The organism is Marinobacter shengliensis (assembly GCF_003007715.1).
Taxonomy (GTDB): Bacteria; Pseudomonadota; Gammaproteobacteria; order Pseudomonadales; family Oleiphilaceae; genus Marinobacter; species Marinobacter shengliensis.
Map to the genome: position 1 here is coordinate 86,144 of NZ_PXNO01000028.1, position 24,209 is coordinate 110,352.

Below are 24,209 nucleotides of genomic sequence, written 5' to 3' on the forward strand. Positions count from 1 at the left end.
TTATGATGAAGGGAACCACCAAGGCACTGATCACCGGCATGGCAGCGGCATCTCTGTTGCTGGTTGGCTGCGCGGGCCAGATTGATAACACCCGCGGTAAAGCCACGGTTTATGAAGATGCCTCAACCACCGGTCGAGTGGGTGGCGTGGGCATTGAAAGCCAGGACATTGTCGCCATTACCGATCAGATGATGCGTGACATGCTGGCCAACCGCATGCTCGCCGGGCGCGACATTCCGCCCCGCATCATCATCGACAATGAATACATGCGTAACGAGAGCTCTTCGGTGGTCAACACCAACATGCTGACCGATCGGCTGCGCATTGAGCTGAACCGCGCCTCCAATGGCCGGATGATCTTCGTTGGCCGGGAATACGCCGGCATGGTGCAGCAGGAACGTGACCTGAAGCGCGACGGCGCCGTTGATGGCGGCACCATTCGCTCTACCGCCGCCCAGGCCGGTGCGGATTATCGCCTGGCAGGCCGCATCACTTCACTGGACGCCTCCGATCGCAGCGACGGCACCCAATCCCGCTACAGCCAGATCAGTTTCGAGATGGTGGATATGGAGCTGGGCACCATCGTCTGGAGTGGCCTGTATGAAATGCGCAAGGCGGGCCGGGACGATGTGGTTTATCGCTAAGATGAAACCGGCAATACTGGCCACGGCGGTGCTGTCGGTCAGCCTGGCCGGCTGCGCCACCGGGCCAAAAACCTTCGACCGCGCCGGCCTGACCAGCGAGCAGGCCGCGATCGTGGCCAGCAAGCCGACGGTCATCCGACAGGATTACCAGAATCTGTATGAGGAAGGGCGCCGTAACGAGGTGCTCAACCTGATGGAGATCGGCCTGAAGGCGTACCGGGCCGGTGATCTGGACGAAGCCCGGCGGAGCCTGGACCGTGCCCGCGTGATCATCGAGAGCGTGTACGCCGACGATGAATCCGCCCGTAAAGCCCGCAGTATCTGGTACGAAGAGGCAGAAAAAGACTTCAAGGGCGAACCTTACGAGCGGGCCATGGTGTATCTGTACCTGGGGCTGATCTTCCTGGAACAGGGGGATTACGGCAACGCCCGGGCCAGTTTCATCGGTGGCCTGCTGCAGGATGCCTTTGCCGAGGAAGAGCAGTTCAGCTCTGATTTTGCAGCGCTGATTTACCTGGCCGGCTGGGCAGCCCTGCAGATGGACAGCCAACAACTGGCGCAGCAACACTTCACCGAACTGCAGGCCTTCCGCCCGGATGCGCCTGTCCCCAATGGCGAGCACAATGCGCTGCTGATTGTCGAAACCGGCACCTCACCCCGCAAGCTGGGTGATGGCGTTGGTCACTATCAACTGGTGTACCGCCGCGGTCGGAACTTCAGTGACGTAGGCGCGCAGTGGCAGCACGGCGATCAGTGGGAAACGGTGTACCCGATGGAAGACATTTACTTCCAGGCATCCACCCGGGGCGGCCGTGCCATTGATCGCATCGTCGAAGGCCAGGTGCAGTACAAAGAAACCACCCGCGACATTGGTACCAATCTGAGCGATATTAGCCAGAACAGCCTGTTGGCCGGCGCCGGTGCCTCCGCCGGGGGCGTATTGGGCGCAGGCTTTGCCGCCATCAGTTTGGTCAGTGTGGCGGCACAGGGTATGTCGGCTGCCGCCAACGTGCGGGCCGATATCCGTTACTGGCAGTCGCTGCCGGACACCCTGCACATCATCCCGGTATCGGCGGAGCCCGGCCAGAAAGTGACCGTGCGTTTCCTGGATGCCAATGGCAACGCCATTCCAGGCATGACTGATACCACCGAATTCAGATTCGACGGACGGGGGCGAGGACTGGCCCTTGCGACGTCCCAACGGCCATAACCTGGCCGCCAAAAGGAGAGAGAACATGTTTCGAAACTTGTTTGCTGTGGCCGCCGCCGGCTTGATCGTCGCAGGCTGCAATACCTTACCCGCGGATTCAACCGATATCGCGGAACGTACGGCACCGCTGGAATACAACACCGTGGTGTTCACCGATTACAACCTCAGCCGCACCTGGGACGACGGTATCCGGGACGCCGGGCGCGTTTACCGTTTGTCGGTTGAAAACCACGGCCAACGCCCTACCGAAACAGGGACTACCGAGGTGTTCGCCGTGTTGCGTAACCACACCGACTTCGACTACCAGATCGAGGTTCGCACACAGTTCTTTGACGACTATGGCGTACCGGTGGATGCCCGCCCGACGTGGCAGCGCTCAACCATTCCGGCCAACAGCGTCAGCGCCTACAAAACCTTGTCCACCACGACCCAGCCACTGAAATATCGCATTGAAGTCCGGGAGATCAACTGATGAACCGTTCACTGGTCGCCGGCTTGTTGCTTGGAGCGATGCCGACGGTGGTGCTGGCCGCCAACGATCATCCGGCTGCGCCCATGAAAGCGCCACATCAGAAGCCTCTTACCGAGCAGGATCTGCGGGCCGAGGCCAACGCTTCGCAACGCTCCGAATCGGCCGAGGCGATTATTGAGCGCTTCCGGGCAGGTCTGGGCAATTCCAATCCGAGGATCGCTGTTTTCTGGAACCGGGCCTTTAACGATCAGGTCAGCGACTGGGCCAGCCAGCGCCGGGTGGTGGTCTCAGAGCAAGGCAGTCTGCACGGCAGCATTCCGGAGGGCAACGTTAGTCTGGACGGCAACGCCCGGGGAGCAGCTCAGGTGGAAACCCGGGCCCAGCGGCGCTCTGCCCCGGTGGCTCCAGCCTTTGATCTGCAAGCCGGACTGGTTTCTCAGCTTACCCGCGCCGGTGTCACCATCGTCGACCGCGACGCCATCATGCGGATCACCGATAATGCCCTGGAGAACGGCGATTTCTCACGCCTGTCTCCTGACCAGGCGCGGCTGGAAATGCGGGCCCTCAGCCAACATGCTGACTACCTGATGGAGCTCAGCCAGGTTGCCGGCAATGAATTCACGATTCGCGTTCTCAACGTCACCAACGGCGCTATCCAGGCCATGGTCAGCTCTAATGGCGTGCCGCCAGCTACCGACGCCGATCGCCGTTGGATTGCCACAGACCGGGGCTTTGAGAAACGGGAGCGACAGGTTTCCCTGAGGGATGTGGGCCAGGAACTGGCGCTGCAAACCCTGGCAGAACTTTAAAACCGGGGGCGTTGGCACCACGTACACAATAGGGAGAATTGAATAAGGGAGGTGCATCATGGCCATCAGCCCCCAGGAATTTCTGAAAAAATACGGCTTCGACAAAGAAGACGAAGAGCGCGATCACAGTTTACGTGAAAACGCGCTGGATCACGCCAAACACCTGAGGCGCCCCCATGCCGGGACACCCCATGATTGGGAGGAGTGGGAGCGCTACAAGCGCGAACATCCGGATGAGGTGGAAGACGAAGACGAGTCCTGACCCGTCTCGTTCACTTGCCCGCAGTCAGCGCCTGAGTCAGGCGCTGATCCTTGCTTTGCCATAACTCTCCCAGCCATTCCTTCACATTCCGGCGATGTTCGGCATCGCTGGAATAGTCCCGACCTTTCAAGTGCTCCGGAATCAGCTGGGTGCTGATATCCAGCTGTACCTCCGGCACACGGCCACACATGAAATCCCAGAAGGTGGGTGCTCCGTTGGGGTAGGCAATGGTGACGTCCACCAGGGTGTCGATGGAATCGCCCATGGCATCCAGCACAAAGGCGACACCACCGGCTTTCGGCAGCAACAGATTCTGGTAGGGGGATTTCTGCTTGTCGTGTTTGGCTTTGGTGAAGCGGGTGCCTTCGACAAAGTTCATGACGCTTACCGGGGTGTAGCGGAATTTTTCACAGGCCTTGCGGGTGGCTTTCAGGTCTTCACCGCGTTTCTCCGGGTGCTTGATCAGGTACTCCCGGGTGTAGCGTTTCATAAACGGGAAATCCAGGCCCCACCAGGCAAGGCCAATCACCGGCACCCAGATCAGCTGCTGTTTCAGGAAAAACTTCAGAAACGGCGCCCGGCGGTTAAACACCCGCTGCATGGCAAAGATATCCACCCAGCTCTGATGGTTGCTGAGTACCAGGTACCAGCTTTCCCGTTTCAGGTTGTCTGCGCCGGTTACCTGCCAGCGGGTGCTGTGGGTCAGTTTCATCCAGCCCGTGTTGCAAGCCACCCAGGATTCCGAGATCCAGATGATGACCTTGGTGCACAGCACCCGGAACCCCTTGTGCGGGATAATCAGTTTCAGCACTGCCGGAATATAAAGCAGCAGGCACCAGAACAGGGTGTTGAGGCCCAGCAAGATGGAGTTGAGTATTCCGACGACGGGGGCGGGCAAGAAACTGAGCATTGAGAAACCTGTTTTCATTGTTTGAACAAAGGGTCGATATCATAACAATGAGATACAGGATTGGGCAGTGGCCTGAAGTGACCATTGTGCCGGCCAGATGTGACGGTTTTGCCATGGTACCTGAGCAACCGCCCGCCTATCCTGTCAGGACCAGTGACTGATGTACCAACGGAAACCCACATGCTTAACCCCGTGAGAACTGCCCTCAACCTGACCTCTGACCTGGCCCGCCAGGGCACCCTTTATGCCGGCAACGCCTTTGACCGGGTGTTTCGCGCCGCCAGCCTGGTGCAGGCGGGCCAGACCCCATTTGAAACCCTGTTTTCTGACGGCTTGGTCAGCCTGCGCTATTACCCGCCCCTGAAAGAGGATTTCATCGAGCTGGACGATCTGGTGATTCCGGTGGAGCGGACAACCCATCGCACACCCATTGTGATCATCCCGCCCCTGGCGGTGAACATGCTGATCTACGACCTGTTCCCGCAGCGCAGTCTGGTGCGATTCCTTCGGGCGAAGGGGTTTGAAGTTTATTTGATCGACTGGGGCACTCCCAAGCGGGAGCACACCCACTACAACATGCACACCTATGTGGCGGAGTTACTGCCGGCCTATCTCAACCGGGTGCGGGAGCACAGCGGCGAACAGGAGCTGTCGCTGCATGGCTGGAGTATGGGCGGCATGTTCACGCTGTTTTACTCTGCCCTGAGCAAGGACCAGCACATTCGCAACGCCATTGTGCTGGGCCTGCCGATCGACAGCCATGCGTCCGGTGCCATTGGCTGGATGTACCAGCGCATCGCGGATGTTGCAGGGGTGGTGCGCAAACGCACGGGGTTTCAATTGCACAGTATGAAGCCACACTGGTTTCACACCCCAGGCTGGGCCAATACCATCGGTTTCAAACTGACCAACCCGATTGGCAGTGTGATGGGCTACTGGGAGCTGATTGTGCGCCTGGGTGACCGGGAGTTTGTCACCAATCACGCCACCACGTCGGCGTTTCTGGACCGGATGGTGGCTTATCCTGGCGGGGTGATTCAGGATACGGTGGTGCGGGTGTGGATTGATAATCAGCTGGCCAAGGGGCAAATCCAGATCGGTGAGGATTTTGCGCGGCTGGAGAATGTGAATGCCAACTTACTGGCGATTGCCGGCCAGGAAGACACTCTGGCCACGCCGGGGGCGGCGAAGCGGGTGATGGATCATGTCAGCTCTACTGACAAAACCTTTCGGGTGGCGCCGGGCGGGCATATGGGGATTCTTGCGGGGAGCAAGGCGCCCAAGGCCTCTTGGCTTGAGCTGGCGGAGTGGCTGGCGGCTCGGTCTGACTGACTTTTTATCGGAGTATGTCGGCAGGGGTTGGGGAGGGGGTGCCAAAACGGAAAACGTGGTTTTCCTGATGGTTTTGGCACCCCCTCCCCAACCCCTGCCTTCGCTGACTGTTTGATATGCCTATTGAAAGCTGCTTTCAGGTACTGAGAGCCTTGAGACTCTCGGGAAGTTGAGAAAGACTTTGTATTACCGCCGTTGGCTCTATGCCCCAGTCTTCGAAAACCCTGTTTTCATCCCGCTTCACCCAAATCGCTGACAACCCGGCCGCTCTGGCCCCAATCACGTCCCAGGCGTTGCTGGACACCAGGCATAGAGGGTTGTCCCAGGCGCCGGTCGCGCGGCGGGCGTAGGTGTAGACGGCGGGGTCTGGCTTGAAGCTTTTGATGTCGTCCACCGACACCAGGCCATCGAACTGCTCCAGCAGGTTGTTGTGGCCGAGGACTTTTTCCAGGGCGGGGTAACTGCCATTGGAGAAGGCGAACAGGGGGTATTGGCCTTTCAGTGCCTGCAGGGCTGGTAAGGCATCGTCAAACGCGGGGAGGGACAGGTAGGCGGCCATGAGTTGGTCTTCCCGCGCCTTGCTCAGCTCCAACTGGTGCACGACCATGGCATAGCGCAGGGCCTGGCGGGTGCATACGCCGAAGTCTTCGTAGACTCGCATCAGGCCCTTCCGGAACGAAAACTCCAGCTGTTTTTCCCGCCAGAGCGCGGCAACCGCCGCTGCCTGCTCGCCCGCATCCTGCTCAAGCAGCCGGGACATGCCCATCGGGTCTACCAGGGTTCCGTAAACATCAAACGCCAGAGTGGTTTTCATGTTTGCTCCTGTTCCGGGGAGTGTGCCTCAATATTGAACGATTACTCAATTTAGACCAACCGGACTTTAGTGGCAAAAACCGATCAACCAGGCCCGGCTTCCTGATGACTTGGCCCTTGCGCTCGCCTAAACTGCCAACCATGAAGCCTGTTGATATGTTGAATCTGGACCTGAGATCCCTCGCCACCTTCGTTGCCGTATTGGACGAGGGCGGGGTGTCGCGTGCGGCCGTTCGGTTGGGGGTGACCCAATCGGCGGTAAGCCATACCCTGGAGCGTTTGCGCCAGGCCTTCGGCGATCCCCTGTTTGTGAAATCCGGACGGGGCATTGTGCCGACCGACTATGCCCTGCGCACCGGGCCGCACATCCGTCAGCTACTGGACGACCTGCGCACCCTGCCCTCGGGGCCACCGTTTGAGCCGGCCACGGCGGAGTTTACGTTTACCATTGCGGCCAACGACTACCAGCGGGATCTGTTGCTACCAGGGTTGGTGAAGACACTCAGGGAACAGGCGCCGGGTATTCACCTGCAGGTGATTCCCTCCGGCATTCCCAATGCCGATCTTCTGCGCAAAGAGGCCTGCGATCTGGTGATCAGCCCGTTTGCCCCGGAGACGACAGACATCATGCAGCGGGGCTTGATGGCGGACCGGATGGTGGTGTTTTACGACCAAAACGAACGCGATGCACCGGCCGATCTGAAGGATTACATGAACGCCGACCATATCACCGTGCTGTTCGCCACCGGCGAAAAGCCCGGGCTGGATAGCACCATGGAAGCAAGAGGTCTGAAACGGCGCAGCGTGGTGACGGTCTCCAACTTCTCCGGCCTGCCGGAGTTTCTGCGCGGCACTGACCTTTTGGCCTCCGCACCCGAACGAATGAGCAATCAACTGATGCGGGACTTCGCCTACGTGCCTTTACCCTTTGAATACAACCCCTTCACTCTGCTCATGCTCTGGCACCGACGCCACCAGACAGACCCCGCCCACCGCTGGGTTCGCAATCAGGTGAACTCGGTGGCGGCCACCATGAACGGCTTGCACGATTAATCAATCAATATTGTTCATGTATTGCATGAAAGGTTAAGCCGTTATTTTTCTGGGCCGGCCGTCCTAGACTCCCCCTCCATATGTTCGCTGGTGAGAGTGGGGTAGTGCCTCCCAAAACTGTGCGGAGCCAGGGATGGCGGAGCCCAAGCGTCACATGGATGTGCCGCAAGGAGCGTGTTTTGGGAGGCACTACCCCACTCTCACCCAACTCCAGGGTCAGGAATAACCGTGCTCGCACTCACCAGCATCTGGACCACCATTTTACTCGCCGCCGCGGTCGCCCTCGGGCCGATGGCCATTGATATGTACCTGCCTGCGCTGCCGCAGATTGGGGCTGACTTTAACGCCGGTACCGATCAGGTTCAGTTCACTCTAAGCATCTATCTGATTGGTTTTGCCCTTGCCCAGCTAGTTTGTGGGCCGTTGGCTGATCGTTTTGGCCGAAAGCCTGTGATGATCGGCGGCATGCTGCTGTTTACCCTTGCAAGCATCGGCTGCGCCCTGGCCAGTAACATTGAAACCCTGCAACTGTTCCGGTTCCTGCAAGCACTCGGCGGTTCCGCAGGACCAGTCCTCGGCAGAGCCGTGGTGCGGGACGTTTATACGCCCCGGGAAGCGGCAAAAATTCTAGCCCTGCTTGCCGGCATGATGGCGCTAGCACCGGCAGTGGCGCCCACGCTCGGCGGGTTTATCGTAGCCACCATGGACTGGCACTGGATCTTCATCGTCATGGCGGGCTACGCCTTGATCATGGTGGCCGTCATCGCTTTCGGCATCCCCGAACCCCTGCGCCCGGAACACCGCCAACCGTTCCGATTTTGCCAGCTCATGAGCAACTACCGCCGAATCAGCACCGACATGACCTTCATCGGCTACACCTTTACCAGCGCCGCCATCTACGGCGGCCTGTTCGCCTTCCTGTCTGGCTCCGCCTTCGTACTGATCGACGTCCTGGGCGTTGCACCGGAACACTTCGGCCTGTACACCGCCATCACCGCCGGCGGCTACCTGCTCGGCAACATGGCCTCCATCCGCCTCGCCGGGCGCTACCTCCCAGACCAAATCCTACTCTACGGCCTGGCCACCACCCTCACCGCCGGCGCCACCATGACATTGCTTGCCTACCACAACATCTACAGCCCCTGGGCCGTGGTCCTACCGCAAGCCCTGTTCATGGCCGGCACAGGCATGGTCCTGCCCCAAACCATGGCCGGCGCATTAGCCAACCACCCCGCCATGGCCGGCTCCGCCTCCGCCCTCCTCGGCTTTGTCCAAATGGCCGCGGCTGCCGCCGCCGGAGCCCTGGTAGGCTTCCTCCACGACGGCACCCCACTGGTCATGGCCACGATTATTGCTATCTGCGCAGGGCTCGGCCTGATTGGTTACCTGTTTCTAGTGCAGCGATACCCTGCACCGGGATTTGAGGCGCAGGGAGCTGGTTCAAACTGATACCGTCTTTTGGACAAGGTAATCCCGTAACTTCAATTTGGTGAAAACCAGCAGAAGAGCCGAGGGTTCGGGTAGGGGACTGCTTTCCAAAACCTTGCGGAGCCATGGATGGCGGAGCAGAGCGTACATGGATGTATTCACAGCGTGTTTTGGAAAGCAGTCCCCTACCCGGACCTGCACCGGTGTTAAAGCATTGGTTTACGTGCAGAAGGATGAAAAGTCATCCAAAGTAGACTACACAGAGTAGATTGCAGAGATCCAAAACCACAAGACAAGGAGCACACCATGAGCAACGTCACCCTGGACGGCAACCCCATCGACGTCAGCGGCAAATTCCCCCAGCCCGGCGAAAACGCTGCCCCATTCACCCTAACCAACAGCGGCCTCGAAGAAGTAAAACTCGACAGCTGGCCCGGCAAACGCAAAATCCTCAACATCATCCCCAGCATCGATACCGGCGTCTGCGCCGCCAGCACCCGCAAATTCAACGAAAAAGCCGGCAGCCTGGACAACACCGTCGTCCTCGTCATCTCCGCCGACCTCCCCTTCGCCGCCGCCCGCTTCTGCGGAGCCGAAGGCCTGAACAACGTTGAAACCCTCTCCACCTTCCGCAACTACAGCTTCCAACAAGACTACGGCGTCGCCATCCAGGACGGCCCCCTGGCCGGCCTGTGCGCCCGTGCGGTTGTGGTCCTCGACGAGAACAACAAAGTCCTGCACAGCGAACTGGTCAACGAAATCAAAAACGAGCCGGATTACGAAGCGGCGCTGAAGGTTCTGTAAAACATCCCCAACCGGGTGGTCAGAGCATTTACGCAGCGTTGATATTGTTTTGGACTACCCGTTCCGAGCTTGGGCTGAGTGTGCGGGCAGGTCTTTCTCAAACCTTGCGGAGCCATGGATGGCGGAGCAGAGCGTACAGGGACGTATTCACAGCGTGTTTGAGAAAGACCTGCCCGCACACTTAGCACCCACCAAAAGCCAGACCTGTTAGAATCCACGCCCAGAATCCAAAACCCAAGGCACCGACCCCCAAGTGCAGAACCAACCGAAAAGCCCAAGCCTGGCCCGCCAGCTCTACCACATGACCTGGCCCATGCTGTTCGGCGTGCTCTCCCTGATGACCTTCCAGCTCACCGACAGCGCCTTCGTCGGCCAGCTTGGCCGCGACCCACTCGCCGCCCTGGGCTTCACCGTCCCCATGCAACAACTGGTCAGCGGCATGTACGTAGGCCTCGGCATCGCCACCACCGCCATTATTTCCAGAACCCTGGGCCAGGGCGACAACCTCCGCGCCCAACGCCTTGGCGGCCTCGTCGTCACCATCGGCGCCAGCCTCGCGCTGATCCTGTGCCTCTCAGTCTGGCTATTACAAACCGGCATACTCAACTTCCTCGGCGCTGAAGACCAACTCCGGCCCGCCATCCGGGAATACTGGGTGCCGTGGCTCATGTCCGCCTGGCTTGGCGCCTTGCTCTACTTCGGCTACGCCGTCTGCCGTGCCAACGGCGACACCAAGTTACCCGGCTACATGATGATCGCCACCAGCCTGCTCAACATTGCCCTGGACCCGCTGTATATTTTTGTCTTCGGCTGGGGCCTGCCCGGGGCCGCCTGGGCCACCATCACCGCCTTCGGGATCGGTGCCCTGGTGGTTTTCCCGGCATTGGTAAAGCGCCAATGGCTGCGCTTTGACCTGCTGCAACTGCAACTGGCCAAAGCCATCAAGCAGCTCGGCGGCATCATGGCACCGGCGATGGTCAGCCAACTGATGCCGCCCCTGTCCGCCATGCTGGCCACCTCGCTGGTGGCCGGGTTTGGCTCCGCCGCCGTCGCCGCCTGGGGGCTAGGCACCCGGCTAGAGTTTTTCTCCATCGTGGTGGTACTGGCACTGACCATGTCCATGCCGCCAATGATCGGCCGCATGCTCGGGGCCGGCGAGCTGGACAACATCCGCAAACTGGTGCGCATTGCCGTGCGCTTTGTGGTGGTCTGGCAACTGGTGCTGGGGCTGGTTTGGCTGGCGGCCTCCGGGCTGGTCTCCACCCTGTTCAGCCGTGATGGTGATGTCCAGGACATCCTGCTGAGCTATCTGCTGCGGGTGCCGCTGAGTTATAGCGGCCTGGGGGTCTGTATGCTGATGGTCTCGATCAACAACGCCCTGGGATTACCCATGCGGGCGCTACTGATCTCAACCCTGCGGCTATTCGCCTGCTACCTGCCCCTGCTTTGGCTGGGCGCTCAGGTGTCCGGTCTCACCGGGTTGATGACTGGGGCCCTGGTCGGCAACCTGGCAGCCGGACTGATGGCGTACAGTCTGTACCGCCAAGGAATGACCCGTTTGCGACAAAAGTACCCGGCCACTTGACGGTTAACAATGAATTTATGTGCTAGTCTTCGGTAATCTCTTTTAACTATCACGCCCAAGCCTGATTGCTGCCGGCGGATGAACAATTAACCCCAATACTCCTTCCGGGCTACCGGCCTTGCTATGGTACCAGGACTCATCATTTTGCTGCCGGTGCTGGGAGCGTTTGCTTCCTGGTTACTGAGCCGCCGCTCTGACGGCACCAGCATCCGTGCTCATGCACTTCTGGCTGCCGTTGCACCTTTTACCGGCGTCCTTTTGCTGGCAAGCCATTGGCCGCAGGCTTCAGACCAGAACGCGCTGATTACCACTGTGCAGTGGATTCCTCAACTAGGGCTGGACCTGTCGTTCCGGCTGGACGGCCTGAGCTGGCTGTTCGCCACCCTGATCACCGGCATTGGCTGCCTGATCATCCTGTATGCCCGCTATTACTTTGACGGCAAAGCCACCGCGCCCCGCTTCTTTATCCTGATCCAGCTGTTCATGACCGCCATGCTGGGCATTGTGCTATCTGAAAACCTGTTGTTCATGCTGGTGTTCTGGGAGCTGACCAGCCTGGTGTCGTTCCTGCTGATCGGCTTCAACTGGTCCAACAGGGGCGCCCGCCGGGGTGCCCGGATGTCGCTGGTGATTACCGGTGGCGGTGGCCTGGCCCTGCTGGCCGGCATTCTATTGCTGGGCAACATGGCCGGCAGCTTCCAGTTGTCCGATATCCTCTCTCAGGGCGAGACCCTCAAGCAGCACAGCCTGTACCCGCTGATGCTGAGCCTGGTGCTGCTGGGCGCATTCACCAAATCCGCCCAGGCGCCGTTCCACCTGTGGTTGCCCCACGCCATGGCCGCCCCCACGCCGGTCTCCGCGTACCTGCATTCAGCCACCATGGTCAAGGCCGGGCTGTTCCTGATGGCGCGTTTGCACCCGGCCCTGGGCGATACCGAGCTCTGGTTTGCCCTGATCACCGTCACCGGCATGGTGACCTTGATGGTGGGCGCCTTTGTGGCCATGTTCATGCACGACATCAAAGGCCTGCTGGCCTATTCCACCATATCCCATCTGGGCCTGATCACCCTGCTGATTGGCATGGGCAGTGAAATGGCCATGGCGGCGGCCCTGTTCCATCTGGTCTGCCATGCCCTGTTCAAGGCCCCGCTGTTCATGATGGCAGGCTATGTGGATCAGGCCACGGGCAGTCGCGACATGCAGCTGATCAATGGCCTGTGGCGTTGGATGCCTGCCCTGATGATCGTCACCCTGGTACCCGCTGCTGCCATGGCGGGGCTACCACTGATGAGCGGCTACCTGAGCAAGAAGATGCTGTTCTCCGAAAGCCTGCTGGTGACGGCACCCCACTGGGCGGATGTGGTGATCCCGGCCTGGGTCACCGTGGCGGGGCTGTTCTCGGTGGCCTATTCAGTGCGGATCTTCCACAACGTTTTCTTTAACGGCCAGCCTCGGGATCTGCCGGTGTGGCCGCCAAAGCACAAACCAGCAGCCGCGTTGTCACCGCTGGCCATTCTGGCGACCCTGTCGTTGCTGGTTGGTTTGGCGCCCCAATGGATTTATGACCACCTGGTGCATCTGGCGGTGCTACAAACCACCGTGTCTCATTTACCAGCGTATGATTTCAGTGCCCTGTCCGACGCCCACACCCCAGCCATGATGAGTTTGGTGGCCATGCTGGGCGGGCTGGCAGTCTACGCGGCCCGCAAGCCGCTTTTCGCTATCCATGCACGACTGCCGGAAGTGGATGCCAAGGACATTTTTGAAACCGCCATGCAGCGCACCATTCGGTTCTCTCAAACGCTGGTTTATCGCCTGGAGAATGGCTCACTCCAGCGCTACCTGGCGCTGATCCTCTTAACCACCGTCGCCCTTGTGGCCTGGAGCTTGCTCGGGCTGGAACGGTGGCGCGGGCCGGTGCCATTGAGCAGTCTCAATCCGCTGGTGGTGTTTGGCATCAGCATCCTGTGCCTGTCGGCCATCGGCGTTGTGCTGTTTCATCGTCACCGCCTACCCGCCCTGTTGCTGCTGTCGGTCACCGGCCTGTTTGTCACCCTCACCTTTGCCTGGTTCTCCGCACCGGACCTCGCCCTGACGCAACTGTCGGTTGAAGTCATGGCGGTGGTGATCATGATGCTGGCCCTGTCGTTCTTACCCCAGAGCTCACCCAAGGAATCCCGCTTTCCCAGAATTGCCCGTGATCTGTTCGTGGCACTGGCCGCCGGCGGCGGTGTGGCTGCGTTTACCTTTGCTGTGCTAACCCGCCCGGTAAACTCCATTTCCGACTTCTTCCTCGCCAACAGTGTGCCCGGAGGCGGCGGCACCAACGTGGTGAATGTGATCCTGGTGGATTTCCGGGGCTTCGATACCCTCGGTGAGATCACGGTACTGGGCATTGCCGCCGTGGCGGTGTTCGCCTTTACCCGCAACCTGAATCTGAAAAAACGGGTGGCGGAATCCGGCCACGCCCATTGGGTAGCAGAGCCCCACCCGGTCATCCTGCAGATGGTGGCGCACATGGCTTTGCCCATTGCCCTGCTGGTGTCCGCGTATATTTTCCTGCGCGGCCACAACATGCCAGGGGGCGGTTTCATTGCGGGATTGGTCACGGCCGTTGCTCTGACCCTGCAATACATGGCCGGCGGTCTGGTTTGGGCGCAGGCACGCATGCGCACACACTTCCGTTCACTGATCGGTGCCGGGCTAATGATTGCGCTGTTGACTGGTGTTGCCAGCTGGCTGTTCGGGTATCCGTTCCTGACCACCACCTTTGCTCATCTGCACTGGCCATTGATCGGCGAGTTCGAGTTGGCCAGTGCCCTGCTGTTTGATCTGGGCGTTTACACCACCGTGGTCGGGGCAACCCTGTTGATTCTGGCGAACCTTGGCAAACTGATGACCATTGCCGGCCCAGGTAAGGAGGTAGGCTGATGGAACTTATGATCGCTGCCGCTCTGGGCATCCTCACGACCTGCGGGGTATTTCTTATTCTGCGTGCCCGCACCTTTTCCGTGGTGCTTGGCCTGACCTTGTTATCCCATGCCGTCAACCTGTTCCTGTTCAGCATGGGCCGGCTGACAACCGGCGCCCCGGCCATTGTCGGCCTGACGGAATCCAGCGCAGACCCACTGCCCCAGGCACTGGTGCTGACCGCCATTGTGATCAGTTTTGCCATGACCGCCTTCGTGGTGGTGTTGTCGCTGAAAGCCGCCGTGGAGTTGCGCAACGATCACGTCGACGGAGAAAACCCGAACGAGGACCGGCTATGACTCACCTGATGATTCTGCCGGTGGTCATTCCCATGTTGGCCGCCGCCTGGTTGCTGGTAAACCATCGGGCCAGTATCGGCCGGCAGCGGGTGTGGAGCATTTTTTCCACCAGCGTGCTGGTGGCACTGGGCGTGTGGGCGGTTGTCGCGGCGCAAACCGATTACCACACCTACTGGCTGGGCAACTGGCAGCCGCCGTTCGGCATTGTGCTAGTGCTGGACCGGCTGAGTGCCATGATGCTGTTGCTGGCGGCCCTGCTTGCCCTGTTTTGTGTGCTCTATGCCAGCCGGGGCAGCGACCGGGAGGGTTCCCACTTTCATGCCCTGTTCCAGTTCCAGCTGATGGGCATTAACGGCGCCTTCCTGACCGGTGATCTGTTCAACCTGTTCGTTTTTTTCGAGATCCTGCTGCTGGCTTCCTACGCCCTGTTGCTGCACGGCGGCGGCCGGGCCAGAAGCCGGGCGGGCTTGCACTATGTGATCATCAACCTGCTCGGCTCTGCCCTGTTCCTGCTGGCCCTTGGCATTCTTTACGGCCTGACCGGCACCCTGAACATGGCCGACCTGGCGGTGCGGATTGCCGCCGCCAGCCCCGATGACCAGACCCTGCTCAAAGGTGCCGCCCTGCTGCTGATGGTGGTGTTCGGTATCAAGGCCGCAATCCTGCCACTGCTGTTCTGGCTACCCAGGGCCTATTCGGCTTCCAGCGCACCGGTAGCCGCGCTGTTTGCCATCATGACCAAGGTGGGTTTTTACGCCATGGTTCGGGTGCTTCTGATTGTGTTCGGGCTCGACCCGGCGCAGCCCCTCAATGCCGGGGTATTCCTCTGGCTCTGGCCTCTGGCGCTGGCCACCCTGGGCCTCGGCGCCATTGGCGTGCTGGGGGCCGCCAGCCTGCGCACCATGGCGGCTTACCTGGTTATCATGTCCAGCGGCTTGCTGATGGCCAGTTTTGCCATGGCCGAAACCACCGTATTGGCCGCCAGCCTGTTCTACCTGCTGCACAGCACCTGCCTGGCGGCGGTGTTCTTCCTGCTGGCCGACCTCATCGGCCGGCAGCGGTCCGACGGCTACGATTTGCTCTCGGTGACCGCGCCTCTGACCCATCGCTGGATTTTGGGTACGCTGTTTCTGGTGGCGGCGGTCAGTATGGCGGGGCTGCCGCCGTTCTCCGGGTTTATCAGCAAAGCCTGGCTGCTGCAAAACGCCACCGGGCATCCGCATTATCTCTGGCTTTGGGGTATCACACTGTTAGCCGGGTTATTCATGATTGCCGCACTCAGCCGTGCCGGCTCCGGCTGGTTCTGGAAACCGGAGCCGTTCACCGGCCGCCAGCGCCGCAAGCTGGACCCGGCGCGGGTGGCCACAGTATCAGTGCTTATCGGCATCAGTGGCACCCTGGCCCTGTTTGCTGCGCCGGTGATGGAGTATATGACCGCGACCGCAGGCCAGCTCTATCATCCGTCCGCCTACGTTCAGGCGGTGCTTGGTGAGCCCGCCACGAAAACGGGAGGGCTCACCCCATGAACTGGTTACAGCGCTGGGTGCCACACCCTCTGTTCGCCGGCTTTCTGCTGCTGTTATGGCTGCTGATGAATGAGTTCAGCTTTGCCCACCTGTTGCTGGGTGCGGTGCTGGCGGTGGTGATTTCCCGGGTCACCCAGCCGTTCTGGCCGGAGCGTTCAAAGATCAAGCATCCGGGTAGGTTGCTGCGCTACCTTGGCCGGTTGTTGATGGACATCCTGAAATCCAACCTGATTGTCGCCCGGCGCATTCTGTTCTATTCCCGGCAGCTGGAGCCAGGGTTCTTCACTTACCCTCTGACCCTGACCGACGATTTTGCCGTGACCATATTGGCCAGCACCATTTCGCTGACCCCGGGCACGGTGAGCGCCCACTACGATCGCGAGGGCCGGTGCCTGTTGATTCACTGTCTGCATCTGGAGGATGAGGCTGCGCTGATTCAGGACATCCGTGAGCACTACGAGAAACCGTTACAGGAGATTTTTGATGATTGAATGGGCGGTTAACCTGGCGATCACTGTGTTTGCGATTGCCATCCTGCTGAACCTTTACCGGCTGGCCATCGGGCCCGACATCGTGGACCGGATCCTGGCGCTGGACACACTGATGATCAACAGTATTGCGTTGATTGTGCTGTTTGATATCCGGTTGTCGCTGGGCATCCTGTTTGAAGCTGCCATGCTGATTGCGCTGATGGGGTTTGTCGGAACCGTGGCAATGACCAAGTACCTGTTGCGGGGGGATGTGATCGAATGACTGCGTCATCCATGCCGTTCGTTCTTGAGTTGGTGATCTCGCTGTTCCTGGTGGCCGGTGCCTTGTTTGCGCTGATTGGCTCTATTGGCCTGGCCTGGTTGCGGGATTTTTTCATGCGTCTGCATGGGCCCACCAAGGCCAGCACACTGGGCCTGGGGTGTTTGCTGATCGGCTCGTTGCTGTTTTTCAGTTTCCAGCGCGGCGCGCTGTCCGTGCATGAGGCGATTGTGACCGTTTTCCTGTTTGTGACGGCGCCAGTCAGCGCCCATATGATGGCCAAAGCCGCCCTGTTCCGGGGTGTGGATAAGGGCGGCCCGAGCCGGAATTACCCGGACCGTTAGCCGGCAAATCTGGCCCGGAAGCTCTCGGGCATGGGGGTGACTTCCCGGGTTTTGTAGTTGAAGAACACAAAACCGTATTTGGCCATGGCCACCGATTGGCCGGTGTCTGCTTTGGTGACCCGGAACACGAAATCCCCGCCGTATTTATTGAAATCCCTCAGGCCGACTTCGAAGCGCAGCATGTCCGGGTAGAAGGATTCGCCCTGGTACATGGTGGCCAGGTCGGTGACGATGATGCCAGTGCCATTCTGGTCGGCTTCTTCGATGCCGTGTTCGACCAGGAACTGGGCGCGGGCTTCGGAGAGCATGGAGATGAGGGCGTCGTTGCCCAGGTGGTTGGCGCCGTTGATGTCGGTGATTCTGACGGGCATTCGGGTTTCGAAGCTGAAGGCGTTGTCGGGGAATTCGAGTTTGATTCTTGCCACGGGGGTGTCCTGATCTGGTTCAACATTGGATTGGGCTGAATCATACGCTTCCGGTTGTGACTTCTCATCTTATGGTGCTATCGGGTATCTTGCTTTTTGTTCCTGCGCTTTTTGTTTCGGAGTAAGCGGCGCTTGGGACTGGGCTTTCCAGAACACGCTCCTTCGGCACATCCATGTGACGCTTGGGCTCCGCCATCCATGGCTCCGCACAGTTCTGGTAAGCCCAGCCCCAAGCCCCGCCCAGACTTCCTGCAAGCGCCCAATAAAACGTCATAATAAGAGTTACTTATGGATATTCGCCCGGCTGCCACCCTGGTTCTTACCCGCGATACCGAAAACGGCATTGAAGTGCTTCTGCTGCAACGCACCTGGGAGGCTATTTTCCTGCCCGGTTACTATGTGTTCCCCGGCGGAGCGGTGAACGAGCAGGAGTCGGCGGCGCAGCCGCATGTTGTGGGTGTTGAAGACGGGGATATCAGTCAGACCATGAGTCTGGACGAAGGCGGTGCCGACTATATGCTGGCTGCAGTACGGGAGTGCTTTGAGGAGGCGGGGATTCTGCTGGCTCAGGACGGCAGCGGTCAGCTTATCGGTGCGGAGCATCCGGTGCTTGGTGAGCGTGACGCATTGTTTCGGGATGAGGTGTCGCTGGCGCAGTTGTGTGAGAAGCATGGGCTGGTGGTGCCGCTGGACCGGTTGGCGTATTTGAGCCATTGGGTGACACCGCCAGGGCCGCCGCGGCGGTTTGATACGCGGTTTTTTGTGGCGGTGGCGCCGGAAGGGCAACGGGCCGGGCATGATGGTCAGGAGACGATTGATCATGTGTGGATGTCGCCTGCGCAGGCGTTAGAGGAGCATCGGGCGGGGCAGCGTTTGTTGGGGTTGCCGACGATCCGTACCCTGCGGGTGTTGTGTGATTTCAATACCACCGCCGAGCTGATGCGCTATGCCCATGCCAATCCACCGGAGGCGTTTCCGACCGATCCCTGGCCGGCGCTTCGCAAGGGCAAGCCGGTGATGCTGGAACCCAACGCGCCGGCTTACGATGAGGCGGTCAAGCTGGACCCGGAGGGGGAAGGCACCACCCGGGCGGAGATTGTGCCCGGTGAGCCGGTGGAGGTGGCGGCCGGTGTAGTACGGTTGACGGCACCGAACCCGGGGATGATGACCGGGCCCGGCACCAATACCTATATTCTGGGTTTTGAGCGGTTTACAGTGATTGACCCCGGGCCCGCAAACGAGGCCCACATCGAAAAGATTCTGGAAGTGACCGGCGGGGTGGTGGACCAGGTGCTGGTCACCCATACCCATCTGGATCATTCACCGGCCGTGTCGGTTCTGAAAGAACGAACCGGTTGCCGGGTGTTTGGCTGGCCAGCCCCGGAGGGCGCAGGCCAGGACCAGTCCTTTAAGGCGGACGACGAGCCGGAGCATGGCGACCTGATTGTCAGCGAGGCGGGCATTCTGAAGGTGATCCATACCCCCGGGCATGCCTCCAACCACCTGTGTTTCCTGCTGACGGACCAGGAGTTGCTGTTCTCCGGTGACCACATCATGCAGGGCTCCACGGTGGTGATCAATCCGCCGGACGGCGATATGAAGGCCTATGTGGAATCCCTGTACGAGCTATTGGAGGAGCCTGTGCGCTCTATCGCGCCCGCCCACGGCTTTCTGATGGGGCAACCGGAGGCAGTGATTGATTACCTGATCACCCACCGGTTATCGCGGGAGCACAAGATCTTCCGGGCACTGGAAGCACTGGCGCCGGTGTCCCTGAAAGACCTGACGGCGAAAGCCTACGACGATGTGCCAGCAGCCATTCATGGCCTGGCAGCACGATCAGCCCTGGCACACCTTCTCAAACTTGAGGCAGAACACCGGGCATACCAGTCAGACAACCTCTGGCATGCCCACTAGCCAGGGTACCGGGCTACTTCTTGGCGATGATCCACACCGCGTGCACGATGCCAGGAATGTAGCCCAGGATGGTCAGCAGGATATTGATCCAGAAATGCTTGCCCAGGCCCACCTGTAAAAAAACACCTAATGGCGGTAACAGAATCGCAACCAGAATTCGCAAAAGGTCCATTTAGTTCTCTCCTCGTGGCACGTATAACAGTCATATCTCTGAAAGATAGCAGTGTTATTACATTCAACCACACTGGGCCACCACAGATGGGCCCGTGATCATGAAAGTGGCATTAAACCTCTGTCACAGCGGTATTCATGAACCATACAGGGCCCTATCCTTGGGGCCACTGGACAGGTACTCGAGGACTTATGCTGTTTCAAAGGCCCAGACACTCCACAATCCGACACTTTCCGATCTGGCTTTTCGCGGCCGCCCTGCCAATGGTCACCTTGGCCGACTCCAACGATTCGTCTGTGCTGGTCGCCCAACTCGCAGAGGATGAAAACGTTGAGGATGTGGTGCGCTCTGAACCCCGCCGCAGTCCGGGCGAAGATGACGACGCCAGCGACGACGAGCAGGAATCCTCAGCACCAGATACCGGCCAGCAAATACAAACGGTCAAACCCTTGGTGGTACCCGTTACCCGCAAGATTGCCCCCAACATCGACCTGAAAGAAGTGGCACCCCTGCCGGAACCTGAGCCGGAACCGGAATCTCTGCCGGGGGCGGAACTGTCTGAAGAGGAGGTTCAGGCCCTGCAAGATACCGCACAAGGGGAAACGCCCGCCGCCGAGGACGAATCTGATGCGCAGGCAGAACCCCTGCCGGCCGAAAGTTTCACCCTGCTGGGCAAGGAAGTGCTGCCCGGCACCTCCACGCGGCTGGCCTGGTCACCCCAGATCCAGATTGCAGGCCTGTCACAGATTACTCCTGTACTGGTGGTCAACGGCGTGAATGCCGGGCCAACCCTGTGCCTGACTGGCGCCGTGCACGGCGATGAGCTTAACGGCATCGAGATTATTCGCCGCACCATGTATGACCTTAATCCGGAGAAACTCAGCGGCCGGGTGATCGGCGTGCCCATTGTCAATCTAACCGGCTTCCAGCAGGGCAGTCGGTACCTGCCGGACCGTAGGGATTTGAACCGCTTTTTCCCGGGCCGCAAGGACGGCAACCTTGCCGACCGGGTGGCCTATTCGTTGTTCGAGAATGTCATTCGGCACTGCGACATGCTGGTGGACATTCACACCGGTTCCCTCAAGCGCACCAACCTGCCTCAGCTGCGGGCCGACATGAACAATCCGGATGTGGCGGAATTCACCCGTGGGTTTGACCGCATGGCGGTGGTGCACAGCTCCGGCTCCCCTGGCATGCTGCGCACGGCAGCCGTCCAGGCAGGCATCCGCGCCGTGACCATGGAAGCAGGGGAGTCGCTGCGAATTCAGGAGCATCAGATTGAAGCGGGGGTTAATAGCCTCAACAGCCTGCTGGAAAAGCACGGCATGATCTCCAGGATGTTTGTGTGGGGCGATCCGGAACCGGTCTACTACGATTCCACCTGGGTGCGCGCCGAACACGGCGGCATTCTGTTCAGCGAGATTAACCTGGGTGCCCACGTCTCCGAAGGCGAGGTGCTGGGCTATGTGGCTGATCCGATTACCAATGAGCAACACCCGATACGCTCCACCTCCAACGGCAGGATCATCGGCATGGCGGTGGATCAGGTGGTGATGGCCGGCTTTGCCGCCTACCACATTGGTACGGAGGCAGAAGTTCCAGGAGAGTAGTATGCTAGGGGTTTTACCCGACAGCCTATGATCCACAGGAGTTCATGTGTCTTCGGCAAACTCTGGCATATTATCCCGAATTCCCGGCCTGGCCTATGTGGGCCTGGTGCTTACACCGCTGTTCTGGGCCGGCAATGCCGTGGTCGCGCGAGGCACGGTTGAGCATGTCCCGCCCCTGTCGATGTCTTTCTGGCGTTGGGTAATCGCCCTCGCCATTTTACTGCCTTTCGGGTTCCCCGGCATGTGGCATCATCGGGGGGTGATCCGCGCCCGCCTGGGTTCGATGCTGGCGCTGGCCACCTTCAGTGTGGCGGCGTTCAATTCACTGCTCTACTACGCCGCCATCACCACCACCGCCACCAACATTGCCCTGATCAATGCCACCATTCCTATTTTCGTGGCCCTGCTGGCGTGGATGCTTCTGGGCGACCGCACCCGGCCAATTCAGGCATTGGGCATCGCCCTGGCTATCGGAGGCATCCTGACCGTGGTCGCCCGGGGTGAACTCTCGGTTCTGACTGGCCTTCAGGCACAACCCGGTGACCTGATCATGGTGGCGGCCGTCTTCAGCTGGGGGTTGTTCTCAGTCTTGCTCAGACGGCAGGCGGTGCCGTTACCAGCCCTTACTTTCCTGACTACCCAGATTCTGCTGGGCACGCTGGTGATCCTGCCGTTTTACCTGGTCGACCTGTTTTTCTTCGCCGGAGGCTTCGAGCTGACCCGAAATACGGCCATGTCGCTACTGTATTTCGCCATATTCCCCGGTATCCTAGCCTACGCATTCTGGAATCACGGCGTGCATGCGATCGGCCCGGCCAGGGCCGCCATATTCATGTACCTGACCCCGGTATTCGCATCCATACTGGCCGGCATTTTTCTGGGTGAGTCGCTTGGCGTGTTTCACATGATTGGCGGCCTGTTGATTCTCGCAGGCCTGGTGTTGGCCACGCGAACCGGTCGCCAACAGCCTGCGTATTCACTTCGGAGTCAGGAACAAAACGGGAGAGACACATGATGAAAGCCACCCCCAGCATCAGGCGAACTCGCACCCTTTATGGTCTGTTGTTGATCATCCTGGCACTTGGCATGCCTGCATTGGCGTCTGCCGAGGCCTGTGATCCGGAAGACCATGAATGGGTGCCCAGCCGCTATTACCCGGCGGGGTCCGTGGTGTTTCACAACGACAACTGGTACGAGTCCCGTGAAATCCACGAAGGCAAGGAGCCAGGCATTACGTTTGACTGGAAACGTCTGTTCTCCGTGCCGGAGTGCGGTGGTGACAACGCGCCGCCCGACCCCATAGATCCGTCTGATGTGGAAGAAGGCGTAACCCAGACTGACAGCGACACCGAATTCTGCGAACGCCCGGAACAATGGCTGTTTGCTGAGAGTTACTCCGTCGGCAGCCAGGTAAGCCATGGTGGCAAGATCTGGGAAGCCATCCGGGATACCAAGGGCGACATGCCGGGTATCCAGGAGCCACCGCACTGGAAACTGGTGGAAAACCACTGCGCCATTCAGTCGCAACCGGCACTATAGGCCAGCCAACGCTGCCTCGATCCGCGCTATCACCTCCTCCAGCACGGATCGCGGGCAGCCGATGTTCAGGCGCATGAAGCCACTGCCAGGTTGCCCGAAGGACAAACCCGGGTTCATGCCCACGCCGGCCTCCTCCACGAAAAATCGTTTGAGGCCGGCGTCATCCAGCTCCAGGCTCCGACAGTCGAGCCACATCAGATACGTGCCTTCCGGCACATCGACGTCAATGCCTGGCAATCGCCGGGACACCGCGCTGGCCACAAAATCCCGATTGGCCTGCAGATAGCCGAGCAGTTCATCCAGCCAAGTGGCGCCGTGGCGATAACCCGCTTCAAAGCCGGCAATGCTGAACGGGTTGCACTGGGGCAAGTGCATGGACTCAAACACCGCTTTCATGGCTTTGCGCCGATCCGGGTCCGTGATCACCAGGGCCGACAGACCAAGACCGGGCATGTTGAAACTCTTGCTCGGAGCCACCGCCGTCACCAGAGCATCCTCTTCTCCGGCGAGTCTACCCAGGACGGTATGCGGTGCCGCGTCCGGATAAGTCAGATCACAATGTATCTCGTCTGAGAGCAACACCAGATTGTGGCGCCGGGCAATGGCCAGCAGCTCTTTCAGCTCCGCGTCCGTCCAGACCCGGCCGACCGGGTTGTGGGGGGAGCACAACAACAGCACCCTGGCATCGGGCCGGGCAGCGCATTGCTCGAGATGCTCCAGATCCATCCGGTACTGCCCGGTCTGCGGATCCTGAACCAGGGGGTTTTCGATCACTTCACGACCGCTCTGGCGCACCGAGCTGAAAAAAGGCGGATACACCGGCGGCTGTATAATCACGCCCTCGCCGGGTTCGGCGTAGGCCATACAGGCGGCATTCAGAGATGGCACCACCCCCGGCGCCATCAATATCCACTCCCGGCGAATGTGCCAGCCATGGCGCTGCGCAAACCAGTCGATCATTGCCTGGTAGAGGCTGTCAGGAAACAGGGTATAGCCGTAAACCGGGTGCCGAGCCCGTTCAGTCAGGGCGCGGGTGACCGCCTCGGGCGCGGCAAAGTCCATATCCGCCACCCACACGGGAATGACATCCTCCCGGCCAAACACCGCCTGGCGGGCATCAAATTTGACCGAGCAGGTATTTTCTCGTCGAACAGGCTGATCAAACGCACTGGCCACAAACGAACTCCCCAACTGGTTGAAAGGCTGCCGAGGGCTATTGTGGTAGCCCCGGCCAACGACCGCAACCAACCGTGGCAGGCGCCTCCCGCTTTGGTCGAACATGGGCAAGTTTTGCTTGCCGAAACGAGCCGATACTTGCGAACCTAACCGTTTGTT

General features: G+C 59.9%; 25 protein-coding genes. 20 read left to right on the forward strand and 5 right to left on the reverse strand.

The window, feature by feature from the left end:
• The first annotated feature begins 2 nt into the window (after nt 1-2).
• From C7H10_RS18900 to C7H10_RS18920, 5 genes are read left to right on the forward strand one after another with little or no spacing between them, the layout of a single operon-like run.
• The gene (locus tag C7H10_RS18900) at nt 3-644 is read left to right on the forward strand and encodes a CsgG/HfaB family protein (protein WP_106696089.1); all 642 of its coding nucleotides are present in this window, start codon (nt 3-5) and stop codon (nt 642-644) included.
• Nucleotides 628-1,854 (forward strand): COG3014 family protein, encoded by a 1,227-nt coding sequence (locus C7H10_RS18905; protein ID WP_106696090.1) that lies wholly within the window; start codon nt 628-630, stop codon nt 1,852-1,854. Before C7H10_RS18900 ends, C7H10_RS18905 begins: the two co-directional genes overlap by 17 nt.
• 25 nt (nt 1,855-1,879) lie before the next feature.
• Complete coding sequence (locus tag C7H10_RS18910) at nt 1,880-2,326, forward strand: YcfL family putative periplasmic lipoprotein (RefSeq protein ID WP_106696091.1); 447 nt, start codon at nt 1,880-1,882, stop codon at nt 2,324-2,326.
• Nucleotides 2,326-3,135, forward strand: a complete 810-nt coding sequence (locus C7H10_RS18915) for a hypothetical protein (protein ID WP_106696092.1) — start codon at nt 2,326-2,328, stop codon at nt 3,133-3,135. Before C7H10_RS18910 ends, C7H10_RS18915 begins: the two co-directional genes overlap by 1 nt.
• Before the next feature lie 58 nt (nt 3,136-3,193).
• Nucleotides 3,194-3,397, forward strand: coding sequence for a hypothetical protein (locus C7H10_RS18920; protein WP_106696093.1), 204 nt, complete (start codon nt 3,194-3,196; stop codon nt 3,395-3,397).
• A gap of 10 nt (nt 3,398-3,407) precedes the next feature.
• Here C7H10_RS18920 and C7H10_RS18925 read toward each other — a convergent pair whose 3' ends face one another.
• Entirely contained in the window at nt 3,408-4,307 is a 900-nt protein-coding gene (locus C7H10_RS18925) for an acyltransferase (RefSeq protein WP_106696094.1), read from the reverse strand.
• A 180-nt stretch (nt 4,308-4,487) separates the two neighbouring features.
• Between C7H10_RS18925 and C7H10_RS18930 the strand changes: the two genes are divergently transcribed.
• Entirely contained in the window at nt 4,488-5,639 is a 1,152-nt protein-coding gene (locus C7H10_RS18930; protein ID WP_106696095.1) for an alpha/beta fold hydrolase, read from the forward strand.
• Nucleotides 5,640-5,775: 136 nt separating this feature from the next.
• Here the strand turns inward: C7H10_RS18930 and C7H10_RS18935 are convergent, their stop codons facing one another.
• Entirely contained in the window at nt 5,776-6,453 is a 678-nt protein-coding gene (locus C7H10_RS18935) for a haloacid dehalogenase type II (RefSeq protein ID WP_106696096.1), read from the reverse strand.
• 140 nt (nt 6,454-6,593) lie between these two features.
• Between C7H10_RS18935 and C7H10_RS18940 the strand changes: the two genes are divergently transcribed.
• The 10 genes from C7H10_RS18940 (at nt 6,594) to C7H10_RS18985 (ending at nt 17,211) form a co-directional block, all read left to right on the forward strand.
• On the forward strand, nt 6,594-7,505 hold the full coding sequence (locus C7H10_RS18940) for a LysR family transcriptional regulator (protein ID WP_106696121.1): 912 nt from the start codon (nt 6,594-6,596) through the stop codon (nt 7,503-7,505).
• A 228-nt stretch (nt 7,506-7,733) separates the two neighbouring features.
• On the forward strand, nt 7,734-8,954 hold the full coding sequence (locus C7H10_RS18945) for a multidrug effflux MFS transporter (RefSeq protein WP_106696097.1): 1,221 nt from the start codon (nt 7,734-7,736) through the stop codon (nt 8,952-8,954).
• Nucleotides 8,955-9,239: 285 nt separating this feature from the next.
• Nucleotides 9,240-9,737 carry a thiol peroxidase gene (tpx, locus tag C7H10_RS18950; protein WP_061331988.1) on the forward strand — a complete coding sequence of 166 codons (498 nt, stop codon included), beginning with the start codon at nt 9,240-9,242 and terminating at the stop codon, nt 9,735-9,737.
• 301 nt (nt 9,738-10,038) lie between these two features.
• Nucleotides 10,039-11,322, forward strand: coding sequence for an MATE family efflux transporter (locus tag C7H10_RS18955; RefSeq protein WP_106696122.1), 1,284 nt, complete (start codon nt 10,039-10,041; stop codon nt 11,320-11,322).
• Between the two features lie 123 nt (nt 11,323-11,445).
• Nucleotides 11,446-14,253, forward strand: a complete 2,808-nt coding sequence (locus C7H10_RS18960) for a monovalent cation/H+ antiporter subunit A (protein WP_106696098.1) — start codon at nt 11,446-11,448, stop codon at nt 14,251-14,253.
• Nucleotides 14,253-14,591: a Na+/H+ antiporter subunit C gene (locus C7H10_RS18965; RefSeq protein WP_106696099.1), complete on the forward strand. Its 339-nt coding sequence runs from the start codon at nt 14,253-14,255 to the stop codon at nt 14,589-14,591. The genes C7H10_RS18960 and C7H10_RS18965 overlap by 1 nt, the downstream gene beginning before the upstream one ends.
• Entirely contained in the window at nt 14,588-16,117 is a 1,530-nt protein-coding gene (locus C7H10_RS18970; protein ID WP_106696100.1) for a monovalent cation/H+ antiporter subunit D, read from the forward strand. The genes C7H10_RS18965 and C7H10_RS18970 overlap by 4 nt, the downstream gene beginning before the upstream one ends.
• The gene (locus C7H10_RS18975; RefSeq protein ID WP_106696101.1) at nt 16,114-16,608 is read left to right on the forward strand and encodes a Na+/H+ antiporter subunit E; all 495 of its coding nucleotides are present in this window, start codon (nt 16,114-16,116) and stop codon (nt 16,606-16,608) included. Before C7H10_RS18970 ends, C7H10_RS18975 begins: the two co-directional genes overlap by 4 nt.
• Nucleotides 16,601-16,870, forward strand: coding sequence for a K+/H+ antiporter subunit F (locus C7H10_RS18980; protein ID WP_058090815.1), 270 nt, complete (start codon nt 16,601-16,603; stop codon nt 16,868-16,870). The genes C7H10_RS18975 and C7H10_RS18980 overlap by 8 nt, the downstream gene beginning before the upstream one ends.
• An 11-nt stretch (nt 16,871-16,881) precedes the next feature.
• Entirely contained in the window at nt 16,882-17,211 is a 330-nt protein-coding gene (locus C7H10_RS18985) for a Na+/H+ antiporter subunit G (protein WP_106696123.1), read from the forward strand.
• Here the strand turns inward: C7H10_RS18985 and C7H10_RS18990 are convergent.
• Nucleotides 17,208-17,636, reverse strand: coding sequence for a thioesterase family protein (locus C7H10_RS18990; protein WP_106696102.1), 429 nt, complete (start codon nt 17,634-17,636; stop codon nt 17,208-17,210). The genes C7H10_RS18985 and C7H10_RS18990 overlap by 4 nt on opposite strands.
• A 288-nt stretch (nt 17,637-17,924) precedes the next feature.
• Between C7H10_RS18990 and C7H10_RS18995 the strand changes: the two genes are divergently transcribed.
• Complete coding sequence (locus C7H10_RS18995) at nt 17,925-19,553, forward strand: MBL fold metallo-hydrolase (protein WP_106696103.1); 1,629 nt, start codon at nt 17,925-17,927, stop codon at nt 19,551-19,553.
• Nucleotides 19,554-19,566: 13 nt separating this feature from the next.
• Here C7H10_RS18995 and C7H10_RS19000 read toward each other — a convergent pair whose 3' ends face one another.
• Nucleotides 19,567-19,725, reverse strand: a complete 159-nt coding sequence (locus C7H10_RS19000; protein ID WP_068351496.1) for a YqaE/Pmp3 family membrane protein — start codon at nt 19,723-19,725, stop codon at nt 19,567-19,569.
• Nucleotides 19,726-19,916: 191 nt separating this feature from the next.
• Between C7H10_RS19000 and C7H10_RS19005 the strand changes: the two genes are divergently transcribed.
• The 3 genes from C7H10_RS19005 to C7H10_RS19015 are packed head-to-tail and all read left to right on the forward strand — an operon-like array spanning nt 19,917 to nt 22,874.
• Nucleotides 19,917-21,335 (forward strand): succinylglutamate desuccinylase/aspartoacylase family protein, encoded by a 1,419-nt coding sequence (locus tag C7H10_RS19005; protein WP_425269136.1) that lies wholly within the window; start codon nt 19,917-19,919, stop codon nt 21,333-21,335.
• Between the two features lie 46 nt (nt 21,336-21,381).
• Nucleotides 21,382-22,350, forward strand: coding sequence for a DMT family transporter (locus C7H10_RS19010; protein WP_106696104.1), 969 nt, complete (start codon nt 21,382-21,384; stop codon nt 22,348-22,350).
• Complete coding sequence (locus tag C7H10_RS19015) at nt 22,347-22,874, forward strand: carbohydrate-binding protein (RefSeq protein ID WP_106696105.1); 528 nt, start codon at nt 22,347-22,349, stop codon at nt 22,872-22,874. The genes C7H10_RS19010 and C7H10_RS19015 overlap by 4 nt, the downstream gene beginning before the upstream one ends.
• On the opposite strand, the gene C7H10_RS19020 is transcribed toward C7H10_RS19015, so the two are convergent.
• The gene (locus C7H10_RS19020; protein WP_244178347.1) at nt 22,869-24,050 is read right to left on the reverse strand and encodes a MalY/PatB family protein; all 1,182 of its coding nucleotides are present in this window, start codon (nt 24,048-24,050) and stop codon (nt 22,869-22,871) included. The two genes, C7H10_RS19015 and C7H10_RS19020, sit on opposite strands and share 6 nt — an antisense overlap.
• Nucleotides 24,051-24,209: the final 159 nt, after the last annotated feature.

Excerpts from the sequence above, each read along its gene's own strand:
- C7H10_RS18920 (WP_106696093.1), top strand. The coding sequence starts at position 3,194 with ATGGCCATCAGCCCCCAGGAATTTCTGAAAAAATACGGCTTCGACAAA.
- C7H10_RS18915 (WP_106696092.1), top strand. The coding sequence starts at position 2,326 with ATGAACCGTTCACTGGTCGCCGGCTTGTTGCTTGGAGCGATGCCGACG.
- C7H10_RS18985 (WP_106696123.1), top strand. The coding sequence starts at position 16,882 with ATGCCGTTCGTTCTTGAGTTGGTGATCTCGCTGTTCCTGGTGGCCGGT.
- C7H10_RS19015 (WP_106696105.1), top strand. The coding sequence starts at position 22,347 with ATGATGAAAGCCACCCCCAGCATCAGGCGAACTCGCACCCTTTATGGT.
- C7H10_RS18900 (WP_106696089.1), top strand. The coding sequence starts at position 3 with ATGATGAAGGGAACCACCAAGGCACTGATCACCGGCATGGCAGCGGCA.
- C7H10_RS18910 (WP_106696091.1), top strand. The coding sequence starts at position 1,880 with ATGTTTCGAAACTTGTTTGCTGTGGCCGCCGCCGGCTTGATCGTCGCA.
- C7H10_RS19005 (WP_425269136.1), top strand. The coding sequence starts at position 19,917 with ATGCTGTTTCAAAGGCCCAGACACTCCACAATCCGACACTTTCCGATC.
- C7H10_RS18905 (WP_106696090.1), top strand. The coding sequence starts at position 628 with ATGTGGTTTATCGCTAAGATGAAACCGGCAATACTGGCCACGGCGGTG.
- C7H10_RS18930 (WP_106696095.1), top strand. The coding sequence starts at position 4,488 with ATGCTTAACCCCGTGAGAACTGCCCTCAACCTGACCTCTGACCTGGCC.
- C7H10_RS18955 (WP_106696122.1), top strand. The coding sequence starts at position 10,039 with ATGACCTGGCCCATGCTGTTCGGCGTGCTCTCCCTGATGACCTTCCAG.
- C7H10_RS18940 (WP_106696121.1), top strand. The coding sequence starts at position 6,594 with ATGAAGCCTGTTGATATGTTGAATCTGGACCTGAGATCCCTCGCCACC.
- C7H10_RS18980 (WP_058090815.1), top strand. The coding sequence starts at position 16,601 with ATGATTGAATGGGCGGTTAACCTGGCGATCACTGTGTTTGCGATTGCC.
- C7H10_RS18965 (WP_106696099.1), top strand. The coding sequence starts at position 14,253 with ATGGAACTTATGATCGCTGCCGCTCTGGGCATCCTCACGACCTGCGGG.
- C7H10_RS18995 (WP_106696103.1), top strand. The coding sequence starts at position 17,925 with ATGGATATTCGCCCGGCTGCCACCCTGGTTCTTACCCGCGATACCGAA.
- C7H10_RS18960 (WP_106696098.1), top strand. The coding sequence starts at position 11,446 with ATGGTACCAGGACTCATCATTTTGCTGCCGGTGCTGGGAGCGTTTGCT.
- C7H10_RS19000 (WP_068351496.1), bottom strand. The coding sequence starts at position 19,725 with ATGGACCTTTTGCGAATTCTGGTTGCGATTCTGTTACCGCCATTAGGT.
- C7H10_RS18935 (WP_106696096.1), bottom strand. The coding sequence starts at position 6,453 with ATGAAAACCACTCTGGCGTTTGATGTTTACGGAACCCTGGTAGACCCG.
- C7H10_RS18925 (WP_106696094.1), bottom strand. The coding sequence starts at position 4,307 with ATGCTCAGTTTCTTGCCCGCCCCCGTCGTCGGAATACTCAACTCCATC.
- C7H10_RS18970 (WP_106696100.1), top strand. The coding sequence starts at position 14,588 with ATGACTCACCTGATGATTCTGCCGGTGGTCATTCCCATGTTGGCCGCC.
- C7H10_RS18975 (WP_106696101.1), top strand. The coding sequence starts at position 16,114 with ATGAACTGGTTACAGCGCTGGGTGCCACACCCTCTGTTCGCCGGCTTT.
- tpx (WP_061331988.1), top strand. The coding sequence starts at position 9,240 with ATGAGCAACGTCACCCTGGACGGCAACCCCATCGACGTCAGCGGCAAA.